The following is a 25,124-nucleotide window of genomic DNA, read 5'->3' as shown; positions in this document are numbered from 1 at the left end:
TGACGCGGTGGCCCGGCGATGGCATGGGCGGACTCACTCGCCAGGGCGTTGACGTGAGTCGCAGAGTGATCTTTAGTGGGATGGGCGAGCAGCGCTGCCGGACCGGCCAGTGCTCGCTGTGCCCTTCCGTCCGTCGGCCGGTGGGGCGGTAAGCGGACTGGTTCGGCGAAAGCGGGGGCGAATGACCGGGACTGTGCGGAACGATGAACGCCATACCGGCTGCGCCTCGGTGCCGCCGGACGAGCGCATCGGCTGACCCTTGTCCTTGGCCGTCGCTGCGGCGACTCCCCTGGACCTCATGGCGTACGACGAGACAGCCGCGATTGACCTGCCGGAACGCGTGGCGGGTGTGCCATCGGTGTGGATGGTGGATGCCGAACAGCAACGGGCGGTCGCCGACCGGCTGGCTCCCCGGATCCTCACGCCGGCTGAGCGGCGCAGGGCAGCAGCCATCCACGTGGAGTCGCGCCGCATCGGATATGTGATCGCGCACCTTGCGTTGCGTCTGCTGCTCGGCTCATTCCTCGGCGTGGCCGCCCCGGCGGTGCGGCTCGTGCGGGAGGGCTGCCCACAGTGCGGTGCCCTGCACGGACGCCCGGCGGTCGAGGGGGGCGGCGTTCATTTCTCGCTCGCGCGCAGCCACGGCGTCGCTCTGCTCGCGCTGGCCGATGTGCCGGTGGGTGTCGATGTCGAGCGGATCCCGCCCCCGGAGACGGCCTCGGCACTCGGTGCACGCCTGCATCCGCTGGAAGCCGCGGCGCTGGCCGCGGCGCCGGATGCCTGTCGGCCGGCGATGTTCGCGCGGACCTGGGTGCGCAAGGAGGCCTACCTCAAGGGGCTGGGGTGCGGGCTGGCGCGCGATGTGGCGCGTGATCACGTCGGAGCGGGGTCCGACCCTGCCGCGCTCCCCGGTGGGTGGCTGATGCAGGACGTACCCGTACGGGACGGCTATGCGGGCGCGGTCGCGGTCTGCCGGCCGGTGTAGCGGTACCCAAGAGGGCACCCCCACCGGGGTCCGGCCCCTGGGTGGCCCGGACCCCGGTGGGGTGCGCTATCCGGCCGCGGCATCCGGCCCGTTGGTCGGATCCAGGGCCGCGCGCAACAACTGGAGATAGGTGTCGAGCGGGATTTCCATTCCGCCGATCTGCCGCGTGAACCTATGCATTTCCTGCACGTCGGCGAGTACGCAGCTGCGGCGGGCCATGAATTCTGCCATCGCGGCGATCGCGGCGTGTCCCGCATTCGGTGCTGCGTGGAACATGGTCTCCATCGAGAACCAGCGCCCCATTCCCAGGCCCAGTGTTCCACCGACGAGTTGGCCGTCGAGCCAGACTTCGGCACTGTGGGCCGCCCCGGCGAGGTGAAGCCTCTGATAAAGATCGATCATTGAGTCGTCGATCCAGGTGGATTCGCCCGGATTACGACCGACGGCACAATGTTTCACAACATCGGAGAAAGCGGCATCCCAGCGGAATGTGAACCCTGCGGAGCTCGCGGAACGCTGCGCCTTCTTGAGGTACCGATTCCAGGTGCGGCCTCGCAGGTCGATGATGCATCGCGTCGCAGGCCTCTCCCATTTGAGCGGAGCATCCGGTTTGTCGGCCTGGCCACCCACGTACCAGCCGTTGGCGTAATAGGAGAGGGCGTCCGCTACCTCGACATGCGTACTCAACGGTGCGACTCCCTCGCGTCGGCGAACCCGGGGGGATCTATCTCGGTGATGCTCACGCGGATGAGGGCGGCCAGCGAGCTCGTCGATGTTTTCGCCCGCATTCGCCGCAGGTGTGTGCTTACCGTGTGGACACTGATCCCGAGATATCGGGCGGTTTGGTCATATGTGAACCCTGATGCCAGGCAGTTCAGGATTTCACGTTCCCGAGGCGACAAGTTCCCGGTTTTGCATACCTGCACAGTTCCCCCGTACACATCGATCCCGAAGAGAAATCAAGATCTTCGACTGCACTTGCACCTGCAGGATATCAGTTCGCAATTTAATCTCAACGGGGGCCGTTTTCGGCCATTCTCAGAGATACCTCTTGCGTGCATCCTGCTTGTCAGGGTCGATGAGTGCCCTGCGTCGCCGAGGGGGTAGTCGGCGTGCTCGTGCCGGGTGCCCGCATACGCATGGGCCGCTGCCCACCGGACAGCGGCCCATGCAGGGGTGGTGCCAGGACGTGTCCGCCTAGCTCTGCTTGATCCTCAGGAAGGTGACGGAGTTCGCCGGGAAGGTGTACGTGAACTTCGGGGCCACACCCCGGAGGGTGGACGTCACCGGCGTCACCGGCGTGTCCGTCTCCGTGTTCACTGCGTCCTCGTCGGCGGCCAGCGTGGTCACGCGGGCCGTGGAGGCGACCTTGGCGCCCCCGAGGTCGACGGCCGTACGAGCCTCGGCGGACTGGGCGTTGACGACCTTGACGATCAGGTCACCGGTCTTCGCGTCCTTGGTGACGACCTGGCGGAACGGCTCGGCCGGCTTGTCGTCCTTGAAGCTGCCCCACTCCTTGCCGTCGAGGAAGAGGGTGACCTGGCGGCCGCGGACCTTGATGCCGATGTCGTAGGCGCGGCCGGTCTCGATCGACCCGGGCTTCGCCATGAGGGTGCTCTTGCCGCCGTCCACGGCCTGCTCGATCGCGGACTGGGTGTTGTTCCAGCCGCCCAGGTTCCACCAGTAGTAGTTGCCGGTGTCCTTGACGCCGAAGGCGACGAGGAAGCCCTCCTTGCCGGCCTTCTTGGTGGCCTTCACCTGAAGGTCGTAGTCCTTCCAGGCCGGGTCGCCCGCCGTGACCATGGTGTTCTCGGCGGCGGCGTCGGTCTGGACGTACTGGCCGTCCTGGATGCTCCAGCTGCCGCTGCCGCTGCCCGTCCACTTCGAGGCGTCACCGGAGAAGTCGTCGCTCAGCAGGGTCGAGCCGTCCGCCGAGGTGACCTTCACATCGTCGTACGCGGCGCTGGTCGCCCATGTCGACAGGCCGACGGCGCCGGTGACGGGGCCGCTGACGTCCGGGGTCGTGGTGGCCTTCGACGGCACGACGCGGTCGCCGACGTTGGTCATGAACAGCTTCTGGACCTCGTAGTTGGCCGAGTTCCAGGAGGCCCGGTTGTTGAACCAGATCATGTCCGGGCGCCACTGCACGTAGTCCTCGTTGGCGAGCAGCGGGGCGTACGAGGCGAGTTTGACGACGTCCGCGTTGCGCTCCAGGCCGGTCATGAAGGCCGCTTCGGCCAGGCCGTTCCTCCAGGCGTTGCCCTGGGAGGCGTACTCGCCGAGGAAGACCTTGGGGCCGTTGCGGTCGTAGGAGTCGTAGCGGTCGTTGTTCTGGAGGAACCAGGTCGGGCTGTTGTAGTAGTGCTCGTCGACCATGTCGACCTTGCCCTCGCGGTTGAGCTGCCAGGCCGTGTCGAAGGTCGTGCCGGCGTCGTCCGGGCCCGAGTTGGAGATGACGGTGATGTCCGGGTACTGCGCCTTGATGGCCGCCCGGAACCGCTCGAAGCGGGCGAAGAACTCCTCAGGGAGGTTCTCCTCGTTGCCGACCCCGAGGTGGGTGAGGCGGAAGGGCTTGGGGTGGCCCATCTGCGCGCGCACCTTGCCCCATGTGGAGGTCGCCGGGCCGTTGGCGAACTCGATGAGGTCGAGGGTGTCCTGGATGTGCCGCTTGAGCAGCGCCTCGTCGTCGGTGGCCTTGTTCTGGCCGCAGCCGGTCACCAGGGCGGGGACGACGGGCAGCGGCATGGCGCCGATGTCCTCGGAGAAGCGGAAGTACTCGTAGTAGCCGAGACCGTAGCTCTGGTTGTAGCCCCAGACGTTGGCGTTGGTGGCGCGCTGCTCTACGGGTCCGATGGTGTCCTTCCACTGGTAGCTGCGCTTGCGCTGCCAGTTCGAGGCCTCGCTGTAGTCCTCCATGGAGCCGGTGTTGACCAGGCAGCCGCCGGGGAAGCGCACGAAGCCGGGTTTCAGGGCGGCGATCTTCTCCGCGAGGTCCTTGCGCAGGCCGTTCGGCTGGTTCTTGTACGTCTCGCGCGGGAACAGCGACACCTCGTCGAGCGCCGCGGTGTTCGTCGAGGCGACGGCGAGCCGGCCGCGGTTGCTCGTGCGGGTAGCCGTGAACGTGGCCTTGTACTTCGCCCAGCCGCCCTTCACGGCGACCCGGCGGGCGGTGGCGAGCGTGCCCGCGGTGTCCTTCAGCGAGACGGTGAGCGTGGTGCCGCTCGTGGCCCGGGCCCAGACGGAGAAGTCGTACCGCTTGCCCTGGTCGACCCGGATGCCGGTGTTGTAGCCGGCGTTCGTGACGGACGAGCCGGCGCCCAGGGAGAGGTAGTTGCGGTTGCGCTCGTTGAGGCGACCCGAGTCGTTCACGACGGCGGCCGTGCCGCCCGCCGTCCACGAGGTCAGAGGCGTGTAGGAGCCGTTGTCGGCGGTGGAGTACTCGAAGGACCGGTTCTGCACGAGCTCGGCGTACAGACCGCCGTCGGCGGCCCGGTTGATGTCCTCGAAGAAGACGCCGTACATCGTGTCGTCGATCGCGGCGCCCTGGGCGGACGGGTCGACGGTGATCGCGTAGTCGGTGACGTCCTCGGCGTGCGCGGGCGCCGGTACGAGGGCTGCTGCCGTCAGGAGGGCGGTGGTCGTGAGACCCAGTCTCCATCGGGTGCGGGCTGCGGTGCGTGGCATGGATACTCCGCGGCTCTCTGGTAGAGGAGTGTTCGAAATATCAGACATTGGTCAACACTTCGAACGGCAAGATAGGGAGGGGGTGGATGGGCGTCAATGGGTCGCGCAGCAACGCGTGGGACGGAGAGCGGTACTCGATGGGCGAGTTCTGGCCAGTGCCGGACGTGCTGGCGTATCTGGCCGGGCACTGGCGCGTGACACGGTCGGTGCGGGATCTCGCGAGCGGCGAAGAGGGGGAGTTCACCGGCACCACCGAGTTCCGCGCGGAGGAGACCGGCGGACTGCTGCACCACGAGTCCGGCACCTTCGTCTGGCAGGGCGTCGCCCGGCCCGCGGAGCGGACTCTACGGTTCCTGCCGGGCCCGGGCGGCACGGCGGACGTGCGGTTCGCCGACGGGAGGCCGTTCCACGACCTGGACCTGACGTCCGGCCTGCACCGCGTCGGCCACCCCTGCTCGGCGGACCTCTACCGCGGGGAGTTCACCGTCCTCGACGCCGATCACTGGCGGACGGTGTGGCACGTCCGCGGCCCTGCCAAGGACCTGGTGCTGAGCACCGGCTACGCGCGCGAGAGCTGAGCCGGCGCCCCGTCGAAGCGCAGGTTCCAGCGCCCGGCCCGGCCCGTCACGGACGTCGTCGACAGCGGGCGGACATCGAGGTTCCAGTACGTCGAGGGCGGTGCCTTCAGGGCGTACACCAGGGCCGCCCGGATCACGGACGGCTCGGCCACCGCCACGACCCGGCAGCCGTCCTCGACGGGCCGGGTGTCGAGCCAGCCGCCGACCCGGGTGATGAAGTCGACCAGCGACTCACCGCCGTGCGGTGTGGCGCGCGGATCGGCGAGCCAGGCGTCCACGGCATCCGGCTCCCGGGCCATCGCCTCGCCCAGGGTCAGCCCGCGCCACCGGCCCATGTCGCAGTCGCGCAGCCCGAGCTGCACCAGCGGCGCGTACCCGAGCCCCTCCCCCGTCGCCCGGCTGCGCGGAGTCGGCGAGCAGTAGCGCAGTTCGGCCGCGGCGAGCGGCAGCAGTTCCTGCGCGACCCGCTCCACCTCCGCCCAGCCGGCCTGGTCCAGCGGCCGCTCGTCATCGAAACGCTCGGCGAGCACCGGGGAGCTGCGCGCCGCGGCGACGAAGGTGACCCGAAGTGGCATGCGGCGATGGTGGACGCAGCAAGTGCGCAGGTCAAGAGGTGTTACCTACGAGTTACCGAGGGTGCGCCGGTCCTCACGGGCCGAAGACCAGCGCCATCCAGTCCCCGGGGCGCTCGAGGGCCGCGAACCCGTACCGCGCGTACACCTCGTGGGCATCGTGCGTGGCGAGCAACGCCCGCCGCACCCCGTACGACCGCAGCTCGTCCCGAACGGCGGCCACGAGCGCGCCTCCGACGCCCTTGCCGCGCACCGAGGGGTCGACGTACACGTCACACAGCCACCCGAAGGTCGCCCGGTCGGTGATCACCCGGGCGTAGGCGACCTGCTTCCCCGACACCGTGTCGTACACGCCGAAGTTGAGCGAGCCCTCGATCGCCCGGTCCTGCTTCTCCCGGGGGCGCCCCAGCGCCCAGTACGCGTCGGTGGACAGCCAGTGGTGGACGCGCTCGCGGTCGACGCGGGCGGGGTCGGTGGAGATCTCGTAGCCCTCGGGCAGGCTCGGGGTGCCGGTCATGGCCGCGATGCTCGCAGGCGGCCCGGAAGCGCGTCGAACGGTTATCCCAGCACCTCGTCGCAGGCCGCGCGCAGCCGTCGTACGCCCTCGGCGATCTCCCCCGTCCCGGCGACCGCCGCGAAGCTCAGCCGGACGTGTGCGGCCGGTGGTTCGGCGCTGAAGTACGGGCGGCCGGGCGTGAGGGCGACGCCGGCCCGCAGGGCCGCTGAGGTCAGGGCCGACTCGTCCGTGCCGTCGGGCAGGCGGGGCCACAGGTGGTAGCCGCCGGACGGGACGTGCGGCAGCGCGAGCTCCGGCAGGTGCAGGGCGAGGGCTCCGGTCATCGCGTCCCGGCGGGCTTTCAGCTCCGCGGAGACGGCCCGCAGATGACGCGGCCAGGCGGGCGAGCCCACGAGTTCGAGGGCGGCCTCCTGGAGGGGGCGCGGCACGAAGAACGTGTCGACGACCTGGATGGCCCGCAGCCGCTCCAGGACCGGCCCGCGCGCGGCCAGGGCGCTGACCCGGAAGCTGGGCGAGGTCGCTTTGGTGAGCGAGGAGACGTGGACGACGACACCGTCGGGGTCGTCGGCGGCCAGCGGGCGCGGCAGCGGCCCCGCGTCCTCGTGCACCAGCCGCCGCACGAAGTCGTCCTCGACGACGAACGCGCCGGCCTCCCGGGCGATGCGCAGCACCTCGGCGCGCCGCCCGGGCGCCAGGACCGCGCCGGTGGGGTTCTGGAAGAGCGGCTGGCAGACGAAGGCCGGAGCACCGGTGGCGCGGAACGCGTCCGCGAGCAGCTCCGGTCGCACCCCGTCGGCGTCGACCGGGACGGGGACCGGGCGCAGTCCCGCCGCCCGGGCGATGGCGAGCATGCCGGGATAGGTCGGCGATTCGACCAGGACGGGGGCGCCGGGCGGGGCGAGGGCGCGCAGGGCGGTGGTGAGCGCGGACTGCCCGCCGGCGGTGACCAGCACCTCGGCGGCCGTGACCGCGCCGCCGATGCTCCGCGCGAACCATTCGCGCAGCTCCGGCAGCCCCTCCATGGGCGGGCGCCCCCAGGTACCGGGGCGGCGCCCGGCTCGCGAGAGGGCGGCGGCCATCGCCCGCTCCGGTTGCAGCGACGGGTGCAGATAGCCGCCGTTGAACTCGATCACGCCGGGCGGCGGCGCGGCCAGCGACACCAGTACGCCGGAGGCGTCGACCGAGCGCGGCACGAGATCGGCGGCACCGTCGGCGCTGAGGGCGACCTCCTGCCAGGAGGTGTCCCCGGCGGGGGCCGGTGCCGGGCGGGCCTGCGCACGGAACGCGCCCGCGCCGGGCCGGGTGACCACCAGACCCTCGGCGGCCAGCTGCGCCAGGGCCCGGGACACCGTCACCGGGCTCACCCGGAACCGCTCGACGAGCGCCCGGCTCGACGGCAGCTTTCCACCGGGTGAGTAGCGGTCAAGCTCCCCCCTCAGCTGTTCAACCAGTTCATCCACACTGCTACGCTCTTGCATGAGAGCACAGAGTAGCGCTACTACGACCTCACCGATAGCAGTCGCCACCCCGGGACCGGAGCGCCCCGGGTTCGGCACCCTTCAGGCCGCCCTGGGCGTCGTCGCGTTCTCCCTCACGTTCCCGGCCACCGCCTGGGGGCTTGAGGGCTTCGGGCCCTGGTCGCTGGTCGCCGTGCGGAGCGTTCTGGCAGCGGTGATCGCGGGCGGCTGTCTGATGGCCCTGCGGGTGCCGCTGCCCGCCCGTCGGCACTGGGCGGGACTCGCGGTCGTCGGAGCCGGTGTCGTCCTCGGCTTCCCCCTGCTGACCACGCTCGCGCTGGAGACCTCCACCACCGCGCACGCCGCCGTCGTGGTCGGGCTGCTGCCGCTGACGACCGCTCTCTTCTCCGCGCTGCGCGTGGGCGCCAGGCCCTCGCGCACCTTCTGGATCGCCGCCCTCGCGGGCGCGGCGGCGGTGCTGGCCTTCACCGTGCAGCAGAGCGGCGGCGCCCTGACCACCGCCGACCTATACCTTTTCGCCGCGCTGCTGGTCTGCGCGGCCGGCTACACCGAGGGCGGCCGCCTGGCCCGGGTCATGCCGGGCCGGCACGTGATCGGCTGGGCGCTGGTGCTGTGCCTGCCGCTGACCGTGCCCGTCGCCGCGTTCGCCCTGGCGCACGAGCCGGTGCACCTGACCGCGCACAGCGTCACCGGGCTGCTGTGGGTCGCGGTGGGCTCGCAGTTCCTCGGGCTGGTCGTCTGGTACCGCGGCATGGCGGCCATCGGCATCCCGAAGGCCAGCCAGTTGCAGCTCGCCCAGCCGCTGCTCACACTGGTGTGGTCGGTGCTGCTGCTGGGCGAGCACCTCACGGTCGCCGCCCCGCTGACGGCCGCGGCGGTGCTGGTCTGCATCGCCGTCACACAGCGGTCACGCGGCTGAGCGGGACGGCGCACGGCCCCTGCCGGCAGGCGCCCGCCGCCGTGGACCCGGAGGCCACGGACCGCTGCTTCGCACATCGTGAGGAGGCCCCAGATGCGCGCAACCGTGGGCGACCAGCTTGTCCAGCACGGCAGGGTGGTCGGTCAGCACGACAAGGTCGGCGAGATCGTCGAAGTGCTCGGGCAGGAGGGCGGCCCCCCGTACCGCGTCCGGTTCGAGGACGGGCACGAGGGCGTGTGCTCGCCGGGTCCCGACACGGAGATCCGGCACAGGGAGACCACCACCGGGCCGTGATTCAGCGCGGGGGCGGCGCCGGCTCCCCGTAGTGGTCGGCGACGACCCGCGCCATCGCCCCGATCCGGTCGGCCGCCACGTCCCTGGCGGCGAAGTAGGCGTGTCCGCGCACCTGCGGGTACTGCCCGGCCAGCGTCAGGTGCCGGGAGAGTTCGTCCGTCTCCTGCCACGAGGCGGGCTGCGCCGGGTCACCCGCCTTGTACAGCGCCTCCCCCACGTAGAGCTGCGTCGAGCTGCCGCGTGCGACCTCCGCCCACCAGGGCAGCAGCTTCGCGTAGTCGGCGGCGGCGAAGCCGATGTTCCAGTACAGCTGCGGGACGATGTAGTCGATCCAGCCCTCGTGTACCCACTTCCGCGTGTCCGCGTGCAGGTCGTCGTAGGTCTCCACACCCGCCTTCGTGTCCGAGCCGAGCGGGTCCGTCCCGGCGTTGCGCCACACGCCGAACGGGCTGATGCCGAAGCGTGCGCCCGGCCGGACCTCCTTGACGCGGTCCGCCGTCTCCCGCACCAGCCGGTCGATGTTGTCCCGCCGCCAGGCGGCCCGGTCCGGGAAGCCGCCGCCGTGCTCGTCGTAGGCCGCGTCGTCGTCGAAGCTCTCTCCCGCCACCGGGTACGGGTAGAAGTAGTCGTCGAAGTGGACGCCGTCCACGGGGTACTTCGCCACGGCGTCGAGCATCGCGTCCTCGACGAAGGCGCGGACCTCCGGCAGCCCGGGGTTGTAGAAGAGCTTCCCGCCGTACGTCACCACCCAGTCGGGGTTCTCCCGGGCGGGGTGAGACGCGACGAGCCGGGCCGGGTCGGCGTGTGCGGCGACCCGGTACGGGTTGAACCAGGCGTGCAGGTGGAGCCCCCGCGCATGCGCCTCCTGGACCGCCGTACCCAGCGGGTCCCAGCCGGGATCCTTGCCCTGGGTGCCGGTGAGGTACTGCGACCAGGGCTCGTACGGCGAGGGCCACAGGGCGTCCGCCGTGGGCCTGACCTGGAAGAAGACGGTGTTGAGCCGGTTGCGGACCGCCGTGTCGAGGTGGGTGAGCAGTTCGGCGCGCTGCTGCGACGCGGTCAGCCCGGACTTCGACGGCCAGTCGCGGTTGGCCACGGACGCGATCCAGACACCCCGCATCTCGGGATCCGGGGCGCCGCCCCGGCGGCCGGGAGCGGCCGACGCCTGGGGCATCATCGTGAAAGCCGACAGCGCCGCCACCGCGAACGCCCTGCGTGAGACTCGTCCCATCCGCATGCTCCAAAAAGCCGCGGATCCGCCCGGCCGCGGATCGCTCCGCGCCCAGCATGCCGGAAGCAGACCCGACCCCGGCGATCGATCATCGATACTTCGGAGTAACGTGCACGAACGGAGCAGGCACCGGGACCCGGCGAACCTGCCCGGACGTGGATCAGCAGCGAAAGGGACGATGTGACGGACATCCCAGCGGGAGACATTGCACGCGTCGGAGTCGTGGGCTGCGGTCAGATGGGCGCGGGCATCGCCGAGGTGTGCGCCCGGGCCGGCCTGGACGTCAAGGTCGCCGAGACCACCGGCGAAGCCCTGGAGATCGGCCGTACCCGGCTGTTCACCTCCCTGGCCAAGGCCGCCGAGCGCGGCAAGATCACCGAGGAGGAGCAGGAGGCCACGCTGGCCCGCCTGAGCTTCACCACGGACCTCGGCGAGTTCGCCGACCGTGACCTCGTGATCGAGGCCGTCGTCGAGAACGAGCAGGTGAAGACCGAGATCTTCCAGGTACTGGACCAGGTCGTGACCCGGCCGGACGCCATCCTGGCCTCCAACACCTCGTCCATCCCGCTGGTGAAGCTGGCGGTGGCGACCTCGCGGCCCGACCAGGTCATCGGCATCCACTTCTTCAACCCGGCCCCGGTGCAGAAGCTCGTCGAGCTGATCCCGGCGCTGACCACGTCCGAGGGCACCATCGGCCGCGCCCAGATGTTCACGGAGAAGCTGCTGGGCAAGCACGCGATCCGCGCTCAGGACCGCTCCGGCTTCGTGGTCAACGCGCTGCTGATCCCTTACCTGCTCTCGGCGATCCGGATGTTCGAGACGGGCATCGCCAGCCGCGAGGACATCGACAACGGCATGGAGATGGGCTGCGCCCACCCGATGGGTCCGCTGAAGCTGTCGGACCTGATCGGCCTGGACACGGTCGCCTCGGTCGCGCAGTCGATGTACGAGGAGTACAAGGAGCCCCTGTACGCCGCTCCCCCGCTGCTCCAGCGCATGGTCGACGCGGGCCGGCTGGGCCGCAAGTCCGGCTCGGGCTTCTACACGTACGCCTGATCGGCGCTCCCCGTCCGCCTCATCCCGAGGCCGATTACGGACGGTCAGATTTCAGCCATGTCGCGGGCCCGGCACCAGAGATGGTGCCGGGCCCGCGGCATTCACACACCGTGTGCGCGCCGGGCTCGCATATGCCCTACGCACACTCTCCCCAGGCGCCCACCAGGCGAGTTGACTCCACATGCGCATGCAAGGGATGTGAAACGACTACGGAAAGGAGCGGAATCGTGACCGCCGATCCCGAGCATCCCGTCGTTCATGGAGAACTCGCAGAGTTACGACGCCGCCTCGATGTGGCCTACGCCCGCGTCGAGGGGGGACTGGCTCTGCTCAGCCACCGCACCGAGGAGACCGCCAAGGAGATCGAGGAGCTCAACACCCGTATCCACACGCTCGAACACGCGCGCTGGCCGCTCCCTGCGGTCGCCGCCCTCACCGCCGTGGGTGCCCTCGTCATGGCGATCTGGCAGGCGCTGGGCCGTTGACTCAGGGCAGCGTGTCCTGACCGAGCCTGAGATGGTGCAGCAGCAGTAACGCGGCCGCCATGTTGGCGGCCGGGACCTCGCCGCGGGCGACCATGTCGGGGACGAGCTTGAGAGGCACCCATTCCCGGCGGTCCGACTCGAAGTCGTCCACGGGGTGCCCGACGTAGTCGCCCTCGTCGGCCCAGTACACGTGGTGCCGGGCGTCGGTGAGCCCGTTGGAGGGCTCCACGCTCATGAGGTGGCGCAGGGGTCCCGGCCGCCAGCCGGTCTCCTCCTCCAGTTCCCTGGCGGCCGCGCGGGCGATGTCCTCGCCGTCCTCGACGACCCCCGCCGCGAGTTCCCACCCCCAGCTGTCGGTGATGAAGCGGTGCCGCCAGAGCAGCAGCACCTCGTTGGCCTCGTTCACGACCGTGGCCACCGCAACGGGCCGCAGCCGTATGAGGAAGTGGTCCAGGTGCCGGCCGTCCGGCAGTTCGACATCCGCGAGATTGACGCTGAACCAGCGGTTTGAGTACACGGTTTGCTCGTTGTGTTTCGTCCACTGCACGGTTCTGCCACCTTCCGTCGAGTAAGTGGCAATATCGCAGCAGGGACGGAGGGACAGCAGGCGCACGGGAAGCGCCTCGGAGCGACCCCGGGCACCACCGCCCGGATCTACAACGGTACGCGCAGGGCCCCGTCGATGAGTTCGGCGGCCTCGGCCGTGCCCGCGCAGCCACTGCGCACCAGGTGCTCCCGCACGGCGCGCAGCCGGTCGCGCAGCCGCTGGGACTCCATGCCCCGGGCCTGCTCGGCCATCTGCACGGCGATGATGACCGCCTTGTCGGCGTTGCCCTGCCGCAGCTCGATGGTGCTCAGCATCGCGAGCCGGTGCACCCGGCCGCGGTCGTGCGCCGGGCTGTCGACGGCGGCCGCGGCATGCTCCCCGGCGGCCGCGATCTCCCCGAGGCTCAGCAGCGCCTCCGCCACCTGGACGTTGACGAGCCCGGGCTGGACATAACCGGTCTCGTCGGGCTCGTGGCCGCGCCGGATGCGCTCGGCGGACTGCTCGGCCCGCCGGATGCAGGACAGGGCACTGCCGCCGTCGCCGAGATGCGCGTACGCCTTGGCCTGCATCGCGTAGAGGTCGGAGGCGAGCGCCGGGGTGATGTGCTTGCCGGCGGCCCGCAGCGCCGCCTCCGCGAAGGCGACGGACTGCCGGTACTCCCGCATGAACAGCGACTGGTTGACGAGCAGGGCGATCACATACGCCCCGAGGCCCCGGTCCCCGCTGGCCTTGGCCAGCCGCAGGGCCTGGTGGAAGTAGCGCTGGGCCAGTCCGTGCGCGTCGGAGTCGTACGCGCAGATGCCGGCGACCGCCACCAACCCGCCCGTGGCACGGTGCAGTTGACGGCCCGTCTCGTCGGTGTAGCTGCCGCGCAGCAGCGGCGCGGCCTCGGCGTTGAGGAAGCCGACGATCCGGGCCCGCGTGGCGATGCCGCCGGCCTTGCGGTACATCTGCTCGTAGTGCGCACGGGCGGCCCGCAGCATCGCCAGGTCGCCCGTGGTCACCCGGTGTCTGCCGCCGCGGGAGACGTCCACGTCCTCGGGAGGGTTCTCCCACTCCCACACGGGCATCACGGCGGGCGTGCCGGTGAGCGCGGGCGCGTCCAGGATGTGGGGCCGTTGCTGCTGGTCGGAGCGCCACAGGGCGGTGGCGCGTTCGACGAACCCGGACAGGGAGCCGGTGTGCGGGGCGGACGGCTCGCCGGGCACGCCGAGACCGATGTCGTCGAGGGTCACCTGCCGCTGGAGCCTGGCCGCGAGCACCTCGCAGATCAGGTCGGGCACCTGGCCCCGAGGGCGCTGCCCCTTCAACCACCGGGCGACGGCGGTGTGTTCGTACCTCAGGGACAGACCTCGCGCCCGTCCCGCCTGATTGACGTGTGCGGCCAGCCCCGCGTGCGAGATCCCCGCCTCGTCCAGGATCGCGTCGAGCAGAGTGTTGGGCTGCATGTGGGCCCCCCGGGTGGCTCGGTGCGGCCAGATTAGTGGGTCCGCCTTCACACGGGGTGTGAACGGAGTGCCCGAATCCGCACGGTGTGCGCACTGTCGCTCAGAGTCGCCGACCGGTTGACTGAATTGCCTCGAAAGAGGCCGGCCGGGCCGCCGGCTCCCCCTCGTACAGTGCGGCGGCCCGCACCCGCCGTCCGCCCGGCTGCCTGCCCGACACTCCGTGGCGGGGCGGACGGCATCGCCGGCCGGGCTGTCAGGGCGCGGGGAACTGCGCGAACGACCACGATGAACCGTCAGCCGCCGACAAGCCGCAGCTCCCCGCCCCTTGGGCACTCAGCTCCGCAACTCGGCACCCACCCGCTCGCCCGCGAGGGCGACCGCCGCGTCCCGGGCCGCGGAGGCCTCGTCCACCGTCAGCGTCCGGTCGGCCGCCCGGAACCGCAGCGCATAGGCGAGCGACTTCCGTCCGTCACCCAGCTGCTCCGCGTTCTCATAGACGTCGAACAGCCGGATGGACTCCAGCAGTTCCCCGGCCCCCGCACGCAGGGCCTCCTCGACCTCCGCCGCCGGGACGACGGCGTCGACCACCAGGGCGACATCCTGCGTGGCGACGGGGAACGTGGAGATCCGCGGCGCCTCGGCCGTGGCGTCACCAGCCGCCTCCACCGCGTCCAGGTCGATCTCCATCGCGCAGCTGCGCGCGGGCAGCCCGAGGGCCTTCACGACCCGGGGGTGCAGCTCACCCGCGTGGCCCACGACCCGCTCGGCGCCGTCCACGGTGACCGCAAGCTCGGCGCACCGCCCCGGGTGCCACGGCCCGTACTGACCCTTGCGGATGACGAGTTCGGCACCGGCCTCACGGGCGACGGACCGGGCGGCCTCGACCGCGTCGGCCCAGTCGGCCGGACGGCCCTTGCCCCACCAGCCGGCCTGCTCGCGCGCACCGGCGAGGACGACCGCCACGTGCCGCGGCTGGTCGGGCAGCGCCGCGTTCAGCTCGGCGAGCTCCTCGTCGGTCGGACGGCGGTCGACGGGCAGCACGGCCGCGGTCCGCCGCTCCTCGCGCGGCCGGAAGACCAGTCCGGTTTCGAACAGCGCGAGGTCGTGCGAGCCCCGGCCGTCGTTGCGGCGCAGGGCGGCGAGCAGACCCGGCAGCAGCGTCGTGCGCAGTGCGGGCTCCTCGTCGCTCAGCGGGTTGCTGAGCTTCACGACGCGGCGGGCCGGGTCGTCCGCTTCCAGACCGAGCTGGTCGAAGACCTGCTCGCCGATGAACGGGTAGTTCAGCGCCTCGACGTACCCGGCACCGGCCAGGGCACGGCCGACACGGCGGTGCAGCCGCTGCCGGTCGGTCAGGCCGAGGCCCGCCGGCGGCTTGGGCAGCGTGGAGGGCAGGTTCTCGTAGCCCTCCAGCCGGATGACCTCTTCGGCCAGGTCGTTCGGGTCGGTGAGGTCGGGACGCCAGGACGGCACGGTGACGATCAGCTCGTCCTGCCCGTACACGTCACAACCGACCTCCTGGAGGCGGCGCACGACCGTCTCGCGGCCGTAGGCGACGCCCGCGACCTTGTCGGGGTGGTCGGCCGGGATGGTGATGGTGCGCGGCGCGGAGGGGGCGATGACCTCGGTGACGCCGGCCTCGGCGGTGCCGCCCGCGAGCAGCACCAGCAGGTCGACGGTGCGCTGCGCGGCGGCTGCCGCGGCCTGCGGGTCGACGCCGCGCTCGAAGCGCCGGGACGCCTCGGAGGACAGCTTGTGGCGGCGGGCCGTGCGCGCGATGGACACGGCGTCGAAGTGCGCGGCCTCGATGACGACGTCCGCCGTGGCGTTCTCGGTGTCGTCGTGATCGGCGATCTCCGTGTTGGCGCCGCCCATGACGCCGGCGAGCCCGATCGGGCCGCGGTCGTCGGTGATCACCAGGTCCTCGGCGTCCAGCGTGCGCTCGACACCGTCGAGGGTGGTGAGCTTCTCCCCCGCCTCGGCCCGGCGTACACCGATCGTGCCCTGGACCAGACCGCGGTCGTAGGCGTGCAGCGGCTGGCCGAGCTCCATCATCACGTAGTTGGTGACGTCGACGGCGAGGGAGACCGGGCGCATGCCGACCTTCTGCAGCCGGCGCTGGAGCCAGATCGGGGAGCGCGCCTCGGCGCTGAGGCCGGTCACCGTGCGTGCGGTGAAGCGGTCGCAGCCGGTGGGGTCCGAGATCTGCACCGAGTAGCCGTAGGCGTTCGGGCCGGGCACGTCGATCAGGGCCGGGTCGCGCAGCGGCAGACCGTAGGCGGTGGCGGTCTCACGCGCCACGCCGCGCAGCGACAGGCAGTAGCCGCGGTCGGGCGTCACGGCGATGTCGAGGACCTCGTCGACCAGTTCCAGCAGCTCGACGGCGTCCTTGCCGATCTCGGTCTCCGGCGGCAGGACGATGATGCCCTTGGTGCCGTCGTCGCCCATGTTCAGCTCGTCGCTGGAGCAGATCATGCCGCGCGACATCCGGCCGTAGGTCTTGCGCTCGGCGATCTGGAAGTCACCGGGCAGCACGGCGCCGGGCAGGGCCACGACGACCTTGTCACCCACGGCGAAGTTGCGGGCGCCGCAGATGATCTCCTGCGGCTCGCCGGTGCCGTTGGCCTGGCCGACGTCGACGGTGCAGAAGCGGATCGGCTTCTTGAACTCCGTCAGCTCCTCGATCGTCGCCACCTGGCCGACGACCAGCGGACCCTTGAGGTCGGCGCCGAGCTGCTCGACGGTCTCGACCTCCAGACCGGCCGAAATGAGCTTGGCCTGCACGTCACGACCGGTCTCCGTCTCCGGCAGGTCGACGTACTCCCGCAGCCAAGAAAGCGGGACCCGCATCAGATCTCCATCCCGAACGGCCGGGTGAACCGGACGTCACCCTCGACCATGTCTCGCATGTCTTCGACGTTGTGGCGGAACATCAGCATCCGCTCGATGCCGAACCCGAAGGCGAACCCGCTGTACTTCTCGGGGTCGACGCCGCAGGCGGTGAGCACCCGCGGATTGACCATGCCGCAGCCGCCGAGCTCGATCCAGCCCTCGGAGGAGCAGGTGCGGCAGGGGCGGTCCGGGTTGCCGATGGACTCGCCCTTGCAGACGTAGCAGAGCATGTCCATCTCGGCGCTCGGCTCGGTGAACGGGAAGAAGTTCGGCCGCAGCCGGGTCTTCATGTCCGCACCGAACAGGGCCTGGACCATGTGGTCCAGGGTGCCCTTGAGGTCGGCCATCGTCAGGCCCTCGTCCACCGCCAGCAGCTCGATCTGGTGGAAGACGGGCGTGTGCGTGGCATCGAGCTCGTCGGTGCGGAACACGCGGCCGGGGCAGACGATGTAGACCGGCAGCTCACGGTCGAGCAGCGCGCGGGCCTGCACCGGGGAGGTGTGGGTACGCAGCACGACGCCGGATCCGGACTCGTCGGTGCCCTGGGGGCCCTGCACGAAGAACGTGTCCTGCATCTGCCGGGCCGGGTGGTCGGGCAGGAAGTTCAGGGCGTCGAAGTTGAACCACTCCGCCTCGGCCTCGGGCCCTTCGGCGACCTCGTAGCCCATGGCCACGAAGACGTCCGCCACGCGCTCCATCATGGTGGTGAGCGGGTGCCGGGCGCCGGCCGGTACACGGTCGTAGGGCAGCGTGACGTCCACCGCCTCCTCGACCAGCACGCGCGCGTCCCGCTCGGCCTCCAGTTCCACCTGGCGTGCTGCGAGGGCCTTGTTCACGGCGCCGCGGGCCTGGCCGACGCGCTTGCCGGCCTCGGCCTTGGCGTGCGGGGGGAGGGCGCCGATCTCGCGGTTGGCGAGGGCCAGCGGGGAGGCTGGGCCGGTCTGGGCGACCTTGGCCTCGTGGAGTGCGTCGAGGGAGTCCGCGGCGGCGAAGGCGGCGAGCGCCTCGTCCCGCATGCGCTCGATCTCTTCCGGTTTCAACGTCTCGACCTCGACCGGGTCGTACGACTTATTCGGTGCCGACATCTCTTCCCGTGCTTCCGATTGTCCCCCAGCTACCGCTGGGAGGTGCCCCCAGGCTGAAGGTCCCCGTCACCGACCCCGACGGCCGCCTGTGGGGACACAAAGGTGCCAATGGCCGAGTCTAACGGGGTGGAGGTGGACGAATGCGCCCGTGGTCCTCAGGCGAGATACGCCGGAGCCGCCACGGGCAACGTAAATCGGAACTCGGCGCCGGCGCCGGGGGCGCGGCCGACCGTGATGGTCCCGCCGTGGGCCTCGACGATGCCCTTGACGATGTAGAGACCGAGGCCCGTCCCGCCGCGCTTGCTGCCCCGCCAGAAGCGGGTGAAGACGCGGTTCATGGACTCCTCCGGGATGCCGGGCCCCTCGTCGCTCACGATGACCGACGTACCGGTGTCCTCGTCCTCGCGGGGGGACGCCGTGGCCGTGACGTCGATCGTGACAGTTCCCTCGCCGTGCCGCACGGCATTTTCGAGCAGATTGCTGAGCACCTGGTCGATCTTGTCGGGGTCGGCCCACAGGTCGGGCAGCGGCTGCTGGACGCGCAGCAGGAACCGGTCGGCCGGCTGCCCGGCGGCGACGTAGGCCTGGATGTGCCGTCCGACGGCGGCACCGATGTCGACGGGCTGGCGGCGCACCTCCAGGCGGCCGGAGTCGATCCTGGAGATGTCGAGCAGCTCGGCGATGAGCCGGGTGACCCGGTCGGCGTCGGCGTCGACGGTCTCCAGCATCAGCCGCTTCTGGTCGTCGGTGAAGCGTTCCCACTTGGCGAGCAGCGTGGCGGTGAAGCCCTTCACCGAGGTGAGCGGGGAGCGCAGTTCGTGGGCGACGGTGGCGATCAGCTCGGCGTGGCTGCGCTCGGTGCGGCGGCGGGCCTCGGTGTCACGCAGGGTGACGACCAGGCGCCGGAGGGGGCCGGTGGGCCGGGTGCGGACGTAGCGCGCGGAGACCAGCACCTCACGGCCGCCGGGCAGGAGCAGGTTGCGCTCGGGCTGTCCGACGCGGATGGCGAGGCCGCCGTACGGGTCGGTCAGCTGCCACCAGCGCCGGCCTTCCAGGTCCTCCAAGGGCAGGGCCTTCTCCAGCCGCTGCCCGAGGGCGTCCTGGGCGCGGACGGCGGTGATGCGCTCGGCGGCCGCGTTGAAGCAGATGATGTGGCCCTGCTCATCGGCGACGACGAGCCCGTCGGGCAGGTGGTCCGGGTCGATGCCGAGGCCGGCGGGATCACCGGGTGGCCGGGACGCGGCGGGCGGGCTCCCGGCGTCCTGGGCTCCCGGTGCGCTGCTCGTGCCGACGCTCATCCCCGTACCCCACCTCCAAGGCTCCGCAGAGGGGTCCTGAGCTGGTCACCCTACTAGTTCCCGGTGACGGAGCGGCACCCTCCGGAGGCGCGCTGTGCACGCGCCGACGCATAGAGACATACGGCGGCGGCGGTGGCGAGGTTCAGGCTCTCGGCCTTCCCGTGGATCGGGACGCGGACGACGGCGTCGGCGAGGGCACGCGTCTCCTCGGGCAGGCCCCAGGCCTCGTTGCCGAAGACCCACGCGGTGGGCCCGCCCATGGTGCCCTTGTCGAGCTCGTCGTCGAGGTCGCGGTCGCCCGCGCCGTCGGCGGCGAGCACCCGGACCCCTGCGCCCCGCAGTGCGTCGACGGCCTGCTCAACGGGGACGCCGACGGCGACCGGCAGGTGGAACAGGGAGCCGACGGAGGCGCGGACGGCCTTGGGGTTGTACACGTCGACGGAGGCGTCGGTCAGGACGACGGCCTCGGCCCCGGCGGCGTCGGCGCAGCGCAGCACGGTCCCGGCGTTGCCCGGGTCACGGACGTTGGCGAGGAGGGCGACGAGCCGGGGGCGGGCCGCGAGGACCTCTTCGAAGGGCGTGTCCAGGAACCGGCAGACGCCGACGAGGCCCTGCGGGGTGACGGTCGTGGAGATGTCGGCGATGACCTGCTCGGCGGCGAGGTGCACCCGGGCTCCGGCGTCCCGAGCTGCCCCGACGATGTCGGCGTAGCGCTCGGCGGCCTCCAGTGTCGTGAAGAGCTCCACGAGCGTGGCCGTGTCCCCGGTCCGGTGCCCGGCGGCCTCCCGGACGGCCTGCGGCCCCTCCGCCAGGAACAGGCGGTCCTTCCCCCGGAAGTTCCGCTTGGCCAGCCGCCGCGCGGCCAGGACGCGGGGGGAGCGGGGGGAGACGAGCTCGGGGGTGGCAGGCGGCATCCTGTTCGCTTTCTCGGTAGCTGCACAGCAGGACCCGCAGACCGTCCGGCCTGCGGGTCCTTCAGTTCACGTCGGCTCGGGCCGGCGTCACGCAGCCTTCGGCGCGTTCACGTCGCTCGGCAGCGCCTTCTGGGCGACCTCGACGAGGGCGGCGAAAGCACCGGCGTCGTTGACGGCCAGCTCGGCCAGGATCTTGCGGTCCACCTCGACGTTGGCGGCCTTCAGACCCTGGATGAAGCGGTTGTAGGTCATGCCGTTGGCGCGGGCAGCGGCGTTGATGCGCTGGATCCACAGCTGACGGAAGTCGCCCTTGCGCTTCTTGCGGTCGTTGTAGTTGTAGACCAGCGAGTGGGTGACCTGCTCCTTGGCCTTGCGGTACAGGCGCGAGCGCTGACCGCGGTAGCCGGAGGCCTGCTCGAGGATCGCCCGGCGCTTCTTGTGGGCGTTGACTGCCCGCTTGACGCGTGCCACTTGTTAACTCCTTGTAGCGGGGCCGTGGGGGTGCTCACACGACCCGAAATCGATTGGGTCCCGGTCTGACGTACGTCCGGCGCTCACGCGCCCGGACGTCACTTGCCGAGAAGCTTCTTGATCTTCGCGGCGTCGCCCGGGGCCATCTCGGCGTTGCCGGTGAGGCGACGCGTCACGCGGGACGACTTGTGCTCGAGCAGGTGGCGCTTGCCGGCGCGCTCGCGCAGCACCTTGCCGGAGCCGGTGATCTTGAAGCGCTTGCTGGCACCGCTGTGCGACTTGTTCTTCGGCATAGCGCCGTTCTCTCCTCGTCGGTGGCGCTCCGGTGCCCGGTCGCGAAACCGGGCACGGTGGAGCGTCGTCTTGTATCGGTTGCTTCCTGGGACTGGCGTCCCGGGGAGTCACGCCTCGGCGGGCTCCTCAGCCGGCGCCTCGGTCTCCGCGGCGTTCTGCGACTTGCCGGGGTTGGCCTTCGCGTCCGCCTTGCGGGCTTCCTGCGCCTGGCGAGCCTCGGCCATCGCCTCGGTCTTCTTCTTGTGCGGACCGAGAACCATGATCATGTTCCGGCCGTCCTGCTTCGGGTTCGACTCGACGAAACCGAGGTCCTGGACGTCCTCCGCGAGACGCTGCAACAGTCGGTAGCCCAGCTCGGGACGGGACTGCTCGCGACCACGGAACATGATCGTGATCTTGACCTTGTCGCCCTGCTTGAGGAACCGGACGACGTGACCCTTCTTGGTGTCATAGTCGTGCGGGTCGATCTTCGGCCGGAGCTTCATCTCCTTGATGACCGTGTGCGCCTGGTTCTTGCGCGCCTCACGGGCCTTCATGGCCGACTCGTACTTGAACTTCCCGTAGTCCATGAGCTTGCACACGGGCGGACGGGCGTTCGCCGCGACCTCGACCAGGTCCAGGTCGTACTCCTGCGCAAGCTCCAGTGCCTTGGCCAGGGGGACGATGCCCACCTGCTCGCCACTGGGACCGACAAGTCGCACCTCGGGAACGCGAATCCGGTCGTTGATGCGGGGCTCGGCGCTGATGGATCCTCCTCGGTAGCACCACGCGACGGTCTGGCGGACGGCCGCGTAACGTCTTGTATCGATAGACCTAACCGCGCCGGTGCAACAAAAATGCCCCGGGACGATCCCAGGCGGGGCTCCTCGAACTACCGGAGCACCGCCGCGGGGGCCGCGGGGCGCGCTTTCGGACGGATCGCCGCCGCATGGACGGGACCGCCTGACCGGTGACCCGCCACCCAGAGGGCGATCGGGTGGGAGTTCGAAAGCCTCCACTTGTGGGCCGGGCCCGCGAGCTGTGGGGCACACGTGTCCGACCGGTCGTTACACGAGGTTACCAGCAACGGCCAGGAACGGCCAATTGGGGCGGGCCGGGGTCACGTGGGGTTCGCCCGCCCGCTGCGCCTATCGTGTGGGGCATGAGTGAGACCCCTCCTGAGTCCCCCGACTTCGACGCCATGGCCCGCGACATCGCCGAGGTCCCGGCGGTCGAGGTGATCGTGACGGTCGCCGTCAACCTGATGAGCGCCGCCGCCGTGAAGCTCGGTCTGACCGAGGAGGGCGAGAAGCACAAGGACCTGGACGAGGCCCGCAAGCTGGTCCACGCCCTGGCCGGTCTGCTGGACGCCACGGCGACCGAGATCAGCTCCTTCCACGCGGCGCCCCTGCGCGACGGTCTGAAGTCGCTCCAGCTGGCGTTCCGCGAGGCCTCACTCGTCCCGGACGAGCCGGGACAGGGACCGGGCGAGAAGTACACGGGCCCGGTCTACGGCTAGGCAGGACGCGGCCTGCTTCATCCGCGTACGTACAACGGCTCGCCCGGTGGCGTCGCCCCGGCCGGCAGGACTGCCAGGTCGAGGCCGCGCACCAGGCGGGCCCTCAGTGTCTCGTCGGCGGCGAGGCGGCGCGCGACCGCGTGGACGCCGGCCTCGTGCGGCACGGCCGGCTCGAAGACCAGGGCGAGGGTGCCGTCGGCCCGGCCGGGGCCGAGGTAGGCCCGCATCACGGCGCCCACGTCGGCGACCACGGAGCGCACCGCGTCCACGACCGCCGGGTCGGTGAGCGGGTCCGTGGTGGTGCGGCCCTCGGCGAGCGACAGCAGCGCGGGCCCGGTCAGCTCGAACGGCACCGGTCCGGCCAGGTCGAGCACGATGGTGTCCGCCTTCTCGTGCGCGGCGGCCTGAAGTGCCTGGTGCAGGGGCACCGCGACGGGGCGGGCGGCCGGGTCCCAGCGGGCGAGGGAGTCCGTGGAGGTGAAGGCGGGCAGGGCGGTGCGGTCGCCGGCCTTCAGCGTCGGGACGGCCATGTCGCTGGTCTTGTCGCGGCGCAGCCCCCGCTCGTCCTCCTCGGCCTCGCCGAGCACGGCCACGACGGGGACGAGCAGCCGGGCGTCCTTGAGGGCGGCCAGGACCGGACCCACGGCGCTCCGGTCCGCGGACCAGGCGGTGAGGGCCGCGCTCAGCCGGGGATCGGCGGAGCCGTCGTCGTCGGAGAAGCCGGAGTCCGGGATGTTCTTGTTCGCCACGCCTCGACCCTATCGGCCGGTCGGTGCGCTCCCGGAAGTGGCTCAGAACTCCTGACGGCCGGCCCGGCGGCCGCGCCACAGGACGACCGCAGCGACCAGCAGGACGCCGCCGGCGCCGCCCGCGAGGGGGGCGGCCCAGTCGGCGGTGTCGTCGCCGGAGGCCTCGGCGTCCGGTCCGCTGCCGAAGTACTTCGCGCCGTAGGACGCCGACTGCAGGTCCTCCGGCTCCAGACGGCCGGCGGCCTCGATGGCGGCGGCCGGGTCGATGAATCCGAAGCCGCGGGAGTCGTCACGGCCCCCGGCCGGGGCGTTGCGGGCGGTGTCCTCCAGCAGCGTCTTGATCTGGGCCGGGGCGAGACCGGGGTGGGCGGCCTTGACCAGGGCGGCGGCGCCGGAGACGAAGGCGGCGGCGGCGCTGGTGCCCCATCCCTCGTAGTACTTGTGGTCGGGGTCGGCGATGACGACGTCGACGCCGGGGGCGCTGACCGTGGCGTACCAGCGGCGGGTGGAGAAGGAGGCACGGGTGCCGGCGCGGTCGACGGCCGTGACGGCGATGACGCCCGGGTAGGCGGCCGGGTAGGAGATGTGGTCGCCCTTCTCGCCGCCGTTGCCCGCTGAGGCGACGACCACCACGCCCTTCTTCAGGGCGTACTGGATGGCCTGGTCCTCGCCGGGTTCGGGGTGCGCGGAGGCGGAGTCGTCGCCGAGGGAGAGGTTGATGACGTCGGCGCCGTGGTCGGCGGCCCAGCGGATGCCCTCGGCGAGGGCGTTGCCGCGGGTGCTGCGGGCCTTGGCCCGGGAGGAGTCGCCGTCCTCCAGGATCACGCGGACCGGGAGGATCTTCGCCTCGGGCGCGATGCCGAGGACGCCGTCGGCGTTGCCGGGGCCGTGTCCGTGGCCTGCGATGATCCCGGCCATGGCGGTGCCGTGCCGGGCCCAGGCGCGGTCACCGGGTTCGGCCCCGAAGCCGATCAGGTCCTTGCCGGGCAGGACGTTGCCGGCCAGGTCGGGGTGGTCCTCCTCGACACCGGTGTCCAGGACGGCGACGGTGACGCCACGGCCCTTGGTGGTCTGCCAGGCCCGCTCGGTGTGCATGGCCTCCAGGGCCCACTGCTGGGCGCGGATGCCGTCGGCGTGCGCGGTGGCGGCGGGGATGAGGACGAGACCGGCGGTGAGCAGGACGCCGAGGGCGGCGGCCCTCTTGGACGGCCTGCGCGGGCGTTTCTCGGCCGGTGGCAGCGCGGCGGTCACGAGGGCTGCTCCGAGGCCGAGCGGACGTTTCTGCGGAAGTCGCGTTCGACGCGGTCGGCGAGGCCCTGCGCCTCGTTGCCGAGGCCGGCCTGTGCGGCCGCGGTGGTGGCGTCGGCCTCCAGGGCGTCCCCGGCGGGCTGCGGGTCGTCGACGTTGCGGCCGTCGGCCCAGCCGGAGACGGCGTAGACGACGACCGGGGCCTCGGTGAGCACGGAGACGGTCCAGGAGGCGCGCTGGCGGGCGCCGAAGCCGGCGGCGAGCGTGCCCTTCGCTGCGTACGGCAGGGGCATCAGGTCGCTGCGGCGGTCCAGGCGTTCCTTGCGGAAACGGTTCGCGAGGGCGGTCATGCCGGGTGCGTCGGCGGTGGTGAAGAGCAGGCCGACGGTGGTCACGTAGCTCTCGGTGGCGTCGGTGTAGGTGGCGCGCAGGAGGCGTTCGCAGCCGACGGGGGCGAGGGCCTTGCGCAGCAGCGGGTCGAAGGCGTTCTTGCAGCCGCTGTCGGGGGCGACGGCGATGCGGGTCCAGGTGCGGTCGGCTCCGCCGGGCCCGGCACCCCGGCCCTGCACGGTGGGCGGGAAGAGCTGGTCGACCGGGACGCTGTGCCAGAGGCTTCCGGCGGCGGCGAAGGTACTGGGCGAGCCCTCTTCCCCGGAGCCGCCGACGAGCCAGCTGCCGGTGACCGCTCCCGAGATGAGGCCCAGTCCGAGCACGAGGCAGACGGCGGCAGCGGCGGCCTGCGGAGCCCCACGGCGGACGAGCGGCCGGGGCCGGGCGTCGCCGTCGTAGCCCTCGGGCTCACCGAACGACACCATGGGGCGCGTGGTGCTCCAGGAGAGGGCGGGGTCGGGCGAGACCGGGGCGGGGCTCCGGTGCGGCGGGGC

The 25,124-nt window shown here is 71.4% G+C and carries 26 protein-coding genes; 7 read left to right on the top strand and 19 right to left on the bottom strand.

The annotated features are described in order from the left end of the window. Positions 1–298: 298 nt before the first annotated feature. On the top strand, positions 299–985 hold the full coding sequence (locus GTY56_RS29410) for a 4'-phosphopantetheinyl transferase family protein (protein WP_161368336.1): 687 nt from the start codon (positions 299–301) through the stop codon (positions 983–985). A 66-nt stretch (positions 986–1,051) separates the two neighbouring features. On the opposite strand, the gene GTY56_RS29405 is transcribed toward GTY56_RS29410, so the two are convergent. The 3 genes from GTY56_RS29405 to GTY56_RS29395 all read right to left on the bottom strand — a co-directional run bounded on the left by GTY56_RS29405 (position 1,052) and on the right by GTY56_RS29395 (position 4,669). Further along, positions 1,052–1,672: a leucyl/phenylalanyl-tRNA--protein transferase gene (locus GTY56_RS29405; protein ID WP_161368335.1), complete on the bottom strand. Its 621-nt coding sequence runs from the start codon at positions 1,670–1,672 to the stop codon at positions 1,052–1,054. Next, the gene (locus GTY56_RS29400) at positions 1,669–1,911 is read right to left on the bottom strand and encodes a response regulator transcription factor (RefSeq protein ID WP_346345615.1); all 243 of its coding nucleotides are present in this window, start codon (positions 1,909–1,911) and stop codon (positions 1,669–1,671) included. The genes GTY56_RS29405 and GTY56_RS29400 overlap by 4 nt, the downstream gene beginning before the upstream one ends. 271 nt (positions 1,912–2,182) lie before the next feature. Beyond that, positions 2,183–4,669: an alpha-L-arabinofuranosidase family protein gene (locus GTY56_RS29395; protein ID WP_161368333.1), complete on the bottom strand. Its 2,487-nt coding sequence runs from the start codon at positions 4,667–4,669 to the stop codon at positions 2,183–2,185. A gap of 137 nt (positions 4,670–4,806) precedes the next feature. Between GTY56_RS29395 and GTY56_RS29390 the strand changes: the two genes are divergently transcribed. Continuing rightward, on the top strand, positions 4,807–5,247 hold the full coding sequence (locus GTY56_RS29390; protein WP_161368356.1) for a DUF6314 family protein: 441 nt from the start codon (positions 4,807–4,809) through the stop codon (positions 5,245–5,247). Here the strand turns inward: GTY56_RS29390 and GTY56_RS29385 are convergent. From GTY56_RS29385 to GTY56_RS29375, 3 genes are all read right to left on the bottom strand, one after another. Then, positions 5,229–5,822 (bottom strand): histidine phosphatase family protein, encoded by a 594-nt coding sequence (locus GTY56_RS29385; protein WP_161368332.1) that lies wholly within the window; start codon positions 5,820–5,822, stop codon positions 5,229–5,231. The two genes, GTY56_RS29390 and GTY56_RS29385, sit on opposite strands and share 19 nt — an antisense overlap. A gap of 73 nt (positions 5,823–5,895) precedes the next feature. Continuing rightward, positions 5,896–6,336, bottom strand: a complete 441-nt coding sequence (locus tag GTY56_RS29380) for a GNAT family N-acetyltransferase (RefSeq protein WP_161368331.1) — start codon at positions 6,334–6,336, stop codon at positions 5,896–5,898. A gap of 41 nt (positions 6,337–6,377) precedes the next feature. Beyond that, positions 6,378–7,814, bottom strand: coding sequence for an aminotransferase-like domain-containing protein (locus GTY56_RS29375; RefSeq protein ID WP_161368330.1), 1,437 nt, complete (start codon positions 7,812–7,814; stop codon positions 6,378–6,380). Between GTY56_RS29375 and GTY56_RS29370 the strand changes: the two genes are divergently transcribed. Continuing rightward, positions 7,813–8,733, top strand: a complete 921-nt coding sequence (locus GTY56_RS29370) for a DMT family transporter (RefSeq protein WP_161368329.1) — start codon at positions 7,813–7,815, stop codon at positions 8,731–8,733. The two genes, GTY56_RS29375 and GTY56_RS29370, sit on opposite strands and share 2 nt — an antisense overlap. A gap of 93 nt (positions 8,734–8,826) precedes the next feature. Continuing rightward, positions 8,827–9,027 (top strand): DUF1918 domain-containing protein, encoded by a 201-nt coding sequence (locus GTY56_RS29365; protein ID WP_107458238.1) that lies wholly within the window; start codon positions 8,827–8,829, stop codon positions 9,025–9,027. A 1-nt stretch (position 9,028) separates the two neighbouring features. On the opposite strand, the gene GTY56_RS29360 is transcribed toward GTY56_RS29365, so the two are convergent. After that, entirely contained in the window at positions 9,029–10,258 is a 1,230-nt protein-coding gene (locus tag GTY56_RS29360) for a family 10 glycosylhydrolase (protein ID WP_524540153.1), read from the bottom strand. A 180-nt stretch (positions 10,259–10,438) separates the two neighbouring features. On the opposite strand from GTY56_RS29360, the gene GTY56_RS29355 reads away from it, so the two are divergent. Further along, positions 10,439–11,314: a 3-hydroxybutyryl-CoA dehydrogenase gene (locus GTY56_RS29355; protein ID WP_107458236.1), complete on the top strand. Its 876-nt coding sequence runs from the start codon at positions 10,439–10,441 to the stop codon at positions 11,312–11,314. Between the two features lie 227 nt (positions 11,315–11,541). Continuing rightward, complete coding sequence (locus GTY56_RS29350) at positions 11,542–11,799, top strand: hypothetical protein (protein ID WP_030243880.1); 258 nt, start codon at positions 11,542–11,544, stop codon at positions 11,797–11,799. A 1-nt stretch (position 11,800) separates the two neighbouring features. Here the strand turns inward: GTY56_RS29350 and GTY56_RS29345 are convergent, their stop codons facing one another. From GTY56_RS29345 to infC, 9 genes are all read right to left on the bottom strand, one after another. Next, positions 11,801–12,346 carry an NUDIX hydrolase gene (locus GTY56_RS29345; RefSeq protein WP_033311944.1) on the bottom strand — a complete coding sequence of 182 codons (546 nt, stop codon included), beginning with the start codon at positions 12,344–12,346 and terminating at the stop codon, positions 11,801–11,803. 107 nt (positions 12,347–12,453) lie between these two features. Next, positions 12,454–13,794: an NsdA family TPR-like regulatory protein gene (locus GTY56_RS29340; protein WP_161368327.1), complete on the bottom strand. Its 1,341-nt coding sequence runs from the start codon at positions 13,792–13,794 to the stop codon at positions 12,454–12,456. Positions 13,795–14,127: 333 nt separating this feature from the next. Next, a complete protein-coding gene (gene pheT, locus GTY56_RS29335; protein ID WP_161368326.1) occupies positions 14,128–16,641 on the bottom strand; it encodes a phenylalanine--tRNA ligase subunit beta in 2,514 nt (837 codons plus the stop codon). Then, positions 16,641–17,768, bottom strand: a complete 1,128-nt coding sequence (gene pheS, locus GTY56_RS29330) for a phenylalanine--tRNA ligase subunit alpha (protein WP_161368325.1) — start codon at positions 17,766–17,768, stop codon at positions 16,641–16,643. The genes pheT and pheS overlap by 1 nt, the downstream gene beginning before the upstream one ends. Positions 17,769–17,923: 155 nt before the next feature. After that, positions 17,924–19,066, bottom strand: a complete 1,143-nt coding sequence (locus GTY56_RS29325) for a sensor histidine kinase (RefSeq protein ID WP_161368324.1) — start codon at positions 19,064–19,066, stop codon at positions 17,924–17,926. A gap of 53 nt (positions 19,067–19,119) precedes the next feature. Continuing rightward, a complete protein-coding gene (locus tag GTY56_RS29320; RefSeq protein WP_161368323.1) occupies positions 19,120–19,980 on the bottom strand; it encodes a TrmH family RNA methyltransferase in 861 nt (286 codons plus the stop codon). 87 nt (positions 19,981–20,067) lie between these two features. Next, positions 20,068–20,451, bottom strand: a complete 384-nt coding sequence (rplT, locus tag GTY56_RS29315; RefSeq protein ID WP_003989074.1) for a 50S ribosomal protein L20 — start codon at positions 20,449–20,451, stop codon at positions 20,068–20,070. A 98-nt stretch (positions 20,452–20,549) separates the two neighbouring features. Next, positions 20,550–20,744 carry a 50S ribosomal protein L35 gene (gene rpmI / locus GTY56_RS29310; RefSeq protein ID WP_003977225.1) on the bottom strand — a complete coding sequence of 65 codons (195 nt, stop codon included), beginning with the start codon at positions 20,742–20,744 and terminating at the stop codon, positions 20,550–20,552. A gap of 108 nt (positions 20,745–20,852) precedes the next feature. Further along, positions 20,853–21,491 carry a translation initiation factor IF-3 gene (gene infC, locus GTY56_RS29305; RefSeq protein WP_218829481.1) on the bottom strand — a complete coding sequence of 213 codons (639 nt, stop codon included), beginning with the start codon at positions 21,489–21,491 and terminating at the stop codon, positions 20,853–20,855. Positions 21,492–21,886: 395 nt separating this feature from the next. Here infC and GTY56_RS29300 point away from each other — a divergent pair, with 395 nt between their 5' ends. Further along, positions 21,887–22,243, top strand: coding sequence for a DUF1844 domain-containing protein (locus tag GTY56_RS29300; RefSeq protein WP_062925865.1), 357 nt, complete (start codon positions 21,887–21,889; stop codon positions 22,241–22,243). 17 nt (positions 22,244–22,260) lie between these two features. On the opposite strand, the gene GTY56_RS29295 is transcribed toward GTY56_RS29300, so the two are convergent. The 3 genes from GTY56_RS29295 to GTY56_RS29285 are packed head-to-tail and all read right to left on the bottom strand — an operon-like array spanning position 22,261 to position 25,052. Continuing rightward, complete coding sequence (locus GTY56_RS29295) at positions 22,261–22,992, bottom strand: SseB family protein (RefSeq protein WP_161368322.1); 732 nt, start codon at positions 22,990–22,992, stop codon at positions 22,261–22,263. Between the two features lie 42 nt (positions 22,993–23,034). Then, on the bottom strand, positions 23,035–24,243 hold the full coding sequence (gene mycP, locus GTY56_RS29290; RefSeq protein ID WP_346345614.1) for a type VII secretion-associated serine protease mycosin: 1,209 nt from the start codon (positions 24,241–24,243) through the stop codon (positions 23,035–23,037). Further along, positions 24,240–25,052 (bottom strand): hypothetical protein, encoded by an 813-nt coding sequence (locus tag GTY56_RS29285; protein WP_161368354.1) that lies wholly within the window; start codon positions 25,050–25,052, stop codon positions 24,240–24,242. The genes mycP and GTY56_RS29285 overlap by 4 nt, the downstream gene beginning before the upstream one ends. Between the last annotated feature and the right edge of the window lie 72 nt (positions 25,053–25,124).

Source organism: Streptomyces sp. SID5643 (assembly GCF_009872555.1).
GTDB lineage: Bacteria > Actinomycetota > Actinomycetes > Streptomycetales > Streptomycetaceae > Streptomyces > Streptomyces iakyrus.
The sequence above is the reverse complement of the archived record's forward strand: the minus strand, read 5'-3'. Positions and strand labels throughout refer to the sequence as shown.

Coding starts and splice junctions, on each gene's coding strand:
- GTY56_RS29410 (WP_161368336.1), top strand. CDS start 299: ATGGCGTACGACGAGACAGCCGCGATTGACCTGCCGGAACGCGTGGCG.
- GTY56_RS29395 (WP_161368333.1), bottom strand. CDS start 4,669: ATGCCACGCACCGCAGCCCGCACCCGATGGAGACTGGGTCTCACGACC.
- GTY56_RS29390 (WP_161368356.1), top strand. CDS start 4,807: ATGGGCGAGTTCTGGCCAGTGCCGGACGTGCTGGCGTATCTGGCCGGG.
- GTY56_RS29385 (WP_161368332.1), bottom strand. CDS start 5,822: ATGCCACTTCGGGTCACCTTCGTCGCCGCGGCGCGCAGCTCCCCGGTG.
- GTY56_RS29380 (WP_161368331.1), bottom strand. CDS start 6,336: ATGACCGGCACCCCGAGCCTGCCCGAGGGCTACGAGATCTCCACCGAC.
- GTY56_RS29370 (WP_161368329.1), top strand. CDS start 7,813: ATGAGAGCACAGAGTAGCGCTACTACGACCTCACCGATAGCAGTCGCC.
- GTY56_RS29375 (WP_161368330.1), bottom strand. CDS start 7,814: ATGCAAGAGCGTAGCAGTGTGGATGAACTGGTTGAACAGCTGAGGGGG.
- GTY56_RS29365 (WP_107458238.1), top strand. CDS start 8,827: ATGCGCGCAACCGTGGGCGACCAGCTTGTCCAGCACGGCAGGGTGGTC.
- GTY56_RS29360 (WP_524540153.1), bottom strand. CDS start 10,258: ATGGGACGAGTCTCACGCAGGGCGTTCGCGGTGGCGGCGCTGTCGGCT.
- GTY56_RS29340 (WP_161368327.1), bottom strand. CDS start 13,794: ATGCAGCCCAACACTCTGCTCGACGCGATCCTGGACGAGGCGGGGATC.
- pheT (WP_161368326.1), bottom strand. CDS start 16,641: ATGCGGGTCCCGCTTTCTTGGCTGCGGGAGTACGTCGACCTGCCGGAG.
- pheS (WP_161368325.1), bottom strand. CDS start 17,768: ATGTCGGCACCGAATAAGTCGTACGACCCGGTCGAGGTCGAGACGTTG.
- GTY56_RS29325 (WP_161368324.1), bottom strand. CDS start 19,066: ATGAGCGTCGGCACGAGCAGCGCACCGGGAGCCCAGGACGCCGGGAGC.
- GTY56_RS29320 (WP_161368323.1), bottom strand. CDS start 19,980: ATGCCGCCTGCCACCCCCGAGCTCGTCTCCCCCCGCTCCCCCCGCGTC.
- rpmI (WP_003977225.1), bottom strand. CDS start 20,744: ATGCCGAAGAACAAGTCGCACAGCGGTGCCAGCAAGCGCTTCAAGATC.
- GTY56_RS29300 (WP_062925865.1), top strand. CDS start 21,887: ATGAGTGAGACCCCTCCTGAGTCCCCCGACTTCGACGCCATGGCCCGC.